At 36.2% G+C, this 4,650-nt stretch carries 5 protein-coding genes and 1 pseudogene; 4 read left to right on the top strand and 2 right to left on the bottom strand.

Going from position 1 to position 4,650, the window contains the following annotated elements; genetic code table 11:
• Positions 1-223: 223 nt before the first annotated feature.
• A pseudogene (locus ACQKN2_RS15680) lies at positions 224-520 on the top strand (isocitrate/isopropylmalate family dehydrogenase); the annotation flags it as partial.
• Between the two features lie 129 nt (positions 521-649).
• A complete protein-coding gene (locus tag ACQKN2_RS15675; protein WP_427415770.1) occupies positions 650-1,105 on the top strand; it encodes a DinB family protein in 456 nt (151 codons plus the stop codon).
• Positions 1,106-1,190: 85 nt separating this feature from the next.
• Here ACQKN2_RS15675 and ACQKN2_RS15670 read toward each other — a convergent pair whose 3' ends face one another.
• On the bottom strand, positions 1,191-2,090 hold the full coding sequence (locus ACQKN2_RS15670) for a glycerophosphodiester phosphodiesterase (RefSeq protein WP_427415769.1): 900 nt from the start codon (positions 2,088-2,090) through the stop codon (positions 1,191-1,193).
• A gap of 241 nt (positions 2,091-2,331) precedes the next feature.
• Here ACQKN2_RS15670 and ACQKN2_RS15665 point away from each other — a divergent pair, with 241 nt between their 5' ends.
• Positions 2,332-2,604: a YlbG family protein gene (locus ACQKN2_RS15665; protein WP_323645307.1), complete on the top strand. Its 273-nt coding sequence runs from the start codon at positions 2,332-2,334 to the stop codon at positions 2,602-2,604.
• A gap of 2 nt (positions 2,605-2,606) precedes the next feature.
• Here the strand turns inward: ACQKN2_RS15665 and ACQKN2_RS15660 are convergent, their stop codons facing one another.
• Positions 2,607-2,996, bottom strand: coding sequence for a DUF7147 family protein (locus ACQKN2_RS15660; protein WP_323645306.1), 390 nt, complete (start codon positions 2,994-2,996; stop codon positions 2,607-2,609).
• Between the two features lie 56 nt (positions 2,997-3,052).
• Here ACQKN2_RS15660 and ACQKN2_RS15655 point away from each other — a divergent pair, with 56 nt between their 5' ends.
• On the top strand, positions 3,053-4,480 hold the full coding sequence (locus ACQKN2_RS15655; protein ID WP_427415768.1) for an RNA polymerase II: 1,428 nt from the start codon (positions 3,053-3,055) through the stop codon (positions 4,478-4,480).
• Positions 4,481-4,650 lie beyond the last annotated feature (170 nt).

The following is a 4,650-nucleotide window of genomic DNA, read 5'->3' as shown; positions in this document are numbered from 1 at the left end:
TTAGCAAATTACTCAATCTAAGGAATTTAACTGAAACTAAGCCTTAGATGTGTACGCAACGATACTGCGGAATTTAAGCCTTTGGAGAGTCATACAAAATGGCAGTAGCTTTTCGCAAAACCAGGCTCGAAGAATAAGGAAGACACAAAACGAAAATCGAAAGATATAAGTTGTGTCACAGTTGAGATGTCTACATTTTTTAAGAAATGTATATGTTTTTCGTATCGGGAGCATCGGACTTGCGCCGGCTGCAAATTTAAATATAGAACGACAATATCCATCCATGTTTGAACCAGTTCATGGTTCTGCTCCTGATATTGCAGGACAAGGGATCGCTAATCCGCTTGGACAAATTTGGACAGGCAAAATGATGCTTGACTTCTTAGGCTATCATGAGGTTGGTGCAAAAGTGCTGAATGCGATGGAAGCAACATTAGCGCAAGGTATTAAAACAGGTGATTTGGGAGGAAAAGCGACATTACGTGATGTAACGGATGCGGTATTGCATCATTTACAATAACGAAAAACTTTAAAATTCATTACCACACGTTATGGTGATGATAGAACTTTAAACAGTGGGGTTTTCGTCAGCTCGACTGTTTATTAGTCTTTGCTAAAACTTACTAAAAAATCTAAGGGGTGCGGCCACATGATCAAATTTTTTGAATATAACTGGCAAGTAAGAGACGAATGGTTTGAGTGGTGTAATCAACTAAATATAGAGGAATTGTTGCAAAAGCGAAGTGGCGGAGTAGGTAGTATTCTGTATACTCTTTTTCATATTATTGATGTTGAATATAGCTGGATTCGTGGCATTATGGGTGAAAGAGACAGAATATTCAATTTTGATGAATATAGAACGCTTGAAAAAGTAAAAAATCTTTCAATTGAATTACATGAAGAAATTATTGAATATTTGAAGCATAATGACAATTTAAGCGATGAAATCGTAAAGGTCTCTTGGGATACAAATACTTATACAAAAAATGATATTTTACACCATACTATTGCACATGAAATTCATCATATAGGGCAGCTTTCTGTGTGGGCGAGAGAATTAAATTTATCCCCGGTACCTGCTAATTTTATAAGAAGAAAATATTAAAATAAAAGGTAAGGGCTATAAAAAGCAGCCCTTACCCATTAATGTAACCTAATTAAAATGGAAGTTAAGCTCCATTCCATGGTTCTTATTTTTGTAGTAATTCTACAGCGATATCAGGTCGATCTGTAACAATACCTTTTGCACCGTTGTGAATTAATTTATTCATTGTTGCTACGTCATTGATCGTCCAATAATGAACAGGGATATTTAAATTGCTTAAAAACTGGATAAACTTCGGAGAATCTAGGTTGATTACTCCTGATTTAGGTGGTATTTGGAATACATCTACCTTTGGATGATATAAATGTCCGAACTGGCTTGAGAAAGAAGCGAATGCTTTACGTACATCTGATTCACCTGCACCGAGTGCTACTAGATTTTGCGCATATAAATTAAAGCGATCGATCTGTTCACCGTAAAAGCTTGTGACAACTACTCGATTCTCAGTACCAAGCTCTTCAATTAAACGCCATAGTTTAGACGGCATTAAACTTCCTTCATACGTATCTGGCGCATCTTTAATATCAATATTCACCAACATATTTGGATAAGATTCTAGTAATTCGCGTAAAGTTACAACGTCTACTTTTTCATCTCGATAAGGAAATTCCCCATCCAAATCTTCAAATTGATAACCGTGGTTTAATGCATTTATTTCTGCTAAAGTCATGTCTGCAACAAGTCCATAGCCATCTGTCGTACGATCAACAGTATCATCATGGAAAACGATGATTTCCTCATCTTTGGTTAAGCGAATATCTATTTCAAAGCCTTGAACACCTAACTGCACAGCTTTTTCAAAAGCAGGCATTGTATGCTCAGGTGCTAAATGAGCACCGCCACGATGTGCGAGAATAATTGGGTGATCAAATTGTAATGCTTGTTTACCTTCTCGTTGTTGAGGTTTAGAAATAGCTTTACTACCTGCCCAAGCAGCTGCACTTGCCGCTGCGATTGCAAGCGCAATCTTTGTTTTCTTACCCATATTCGTCCTCCTTAACAATTAAAAATGATATAAATAGTACCGGCAATTTCACTTTTGTGAATAAACAAAGTTCTAACTTAAACTAGTACTCAATTAGCTTGCATAAGTGAATGTAAAACTCTTAGTCAACGTTATATGCTTTTCCATTATAACGGAAAATCGAGCGTTCTGTCAGCTAAACTCTGTTGCTATCATTTTCCGGTCTATGGTATTCTTTTATGTAAGAAATGAGGGGAATACTATGAACGAACGCCAAGGACTAATCGTTTACGTCCATCAATTAAAACATGCGAAGTCTCTTCGGAAATATGGTCATGTTCTTTATATTTCTCGGAGGCAAAAATATGTAGTGCTTTATTGCGAGCGAGAGGAAATTGAATCAATGACAACAAAACTACAACGCCTTCCATTCGTGAAAGACGTTGCAAAGTCTTATCGTCCATTTGTTAAAACTGAGTTTGAAAATGCAAAGCCAGATAAAGCGAAAGAATATGACTATAAAGCAGGTCTATAATATTATGTCAACGCTGGAATATAGTGATGAAGTCTCATTATTCCAATTAAGTATTGATAAAATAGTTTTGATTCCGAAAATATAGAAGAGTGCTTTATTTCTACAACAACCGCTTTTCTATCTAGTCGTTTAATACTTTCTTCAAACATTTTTTGTCGCTGTGAAGGCTGCTCTTCATTATAAGGGATGCCTTCTCGACAAATATAAATCGGCATGAATTTACTTTCACCGACTGGTTTTAAAGCGATTGCTAAAGAGGCAACCTTTTTTTCTTCTTTAGTGGATGTTAGTATAAAGGCTTGGTGGAAGCGATCTTGATTGGTTTTCACAATTTCAAGTAGCTCATAAACATCACCATAGCCCTCACCTAATTCTATAAATTGTTGTGGCATAAAAATTGCACATCCTTTCCAATACACATAGTATCATGCTGCGGGAGGTCAAGCACATGAAATTTGCAATGAGTTTTTTTTCCATTCTAGCACTAATCATTACCGGAACATTATTTTTTCAGTACCATGCTTATTCGTCTGATTTAGAAACAGGCAATGGCGAATTCCATTTTTCGCAAGAGATAGAAATTGTCTATCGAGAAAATAGCTTGGATATTCGTCAACATTTTAAAAATTTACCCAACCAAAAGGTGAAAATAAAGTGGCCGGAAAATGCAGTAAACCCTAGTTGCTTTATCGATAACGAAAAAAGCTGTGAGCGCTTATCAAAAGAAGTCTCCTATTTTAAAAAAGGAGAGACTAAATCACAATCTGTTTCATACATAATTCCGATTGAGGGTGGCTTAAAAGATACAATGCTCATCCAAAATGTTTTCGCTACATTAACGAATGGTGAAGCATCTTATTCCGTAGTACATATTTCAACCGATAGTAAAATTGTTGGTCAATGGATTACGGGATTGCCTTTAGTAGGTCAGCAAAAACTATCACTTGTTAACTATACAATGTTTAGTGGATATGGTACAGTTCGTGATATTTATTGGCAAACGGGTAATTTAAAAGTACAAGAGCAAACGCCTGTGTTATCTATTTATGCCCGGGGAGCTATTTCGAAGGATTTCTTGAAGTCATTGGAAAACACCAAGTTTTTGAATGATCAACATATGGCCATTATTCAAGAGAAAAATCCAGTGAAAGAACATGATGGCCGACTTTTATTTTTGCCTGAGCTAACTGAACAAGCAGTTGAACAGGAAGTTATATTGTCGCAAATAAAGTCACAATATAAGTTTAAAGATTCACCAACATGGTTGCCGGAAGTTGTGGCATCCTATTTAGTGAAGGATACAATTGGTTCAGATAAAGCAAAGAAAATCGTGAAGACGTTAAAAGAATATATGACAGCAAATCAAGAGGCAACATGGCAGGAAGCTTTGGATAAGCTAGGGGAAGAGCCGATTTCCCCTGCATCAATGGACGATCTATTATCAAAGGTATTAGATGCAAAAACGTCTTATTTTAAGTTGAATGCGGCCCAAGAAAATGGCACATATCCACTTTTATTTGAGGATGATCGAGATGTTTACGTGAATGATGTTTTGAGAAAAGATGTTCATGTGATTCTTGATGAAGGACAAGTATTGTATAAAGCTGATACATTGTTGCCGTATCTAGGATATACTGCTGGTGAAGGCAAAAATGGATATTATATCAATAGTGATAATCGCACCTTCCGATTCCCGAAAGAATCTGGATTTTATGTATTTAATCAACGTAGATATTCTACTATTTCAGAACCAATCATTAAAATTGCCAATCATTATTATGTTGAAGAAGCTTGGCTACAACGATTATTTTTAGTAGAATTACAAAAAAGTGATGGTCGTATCAATATCAAGATGTTAACACAAGAACAAGATTAAATTTTTTGCAGCGGAGGTTCGTCTTTCGCTGCAAAAATACTTTTAACTTCTTTCAGTGGGTGCCAAACACCCGCTGAAATAGAGGAACTCAGTCTAAGAACGCCACGTCCTGTGGCAATTTGTCTGTGCGAAAGCGAAGCGACAGCAACAATGTTTTATCTGTGCGAACG

The sequence above is a fragment of the Lysinibacillus sp. NPDC093688 genome, assembly GCF_050280145.1.
In the GTDB taxonomy this organism is placed as follows: domain Bacteria; phylum Bacillota; class Bacilli; order Bacillales_A; family Planococcaceae; genus Lysinibacillus; species Lysinibacillus xylanilyticus_B.
The sequence above is the reverse complement of the archived record's forward strand: the minus strand, read 5'-3'. Positions and strand labels throughout refer to the sequence as shown.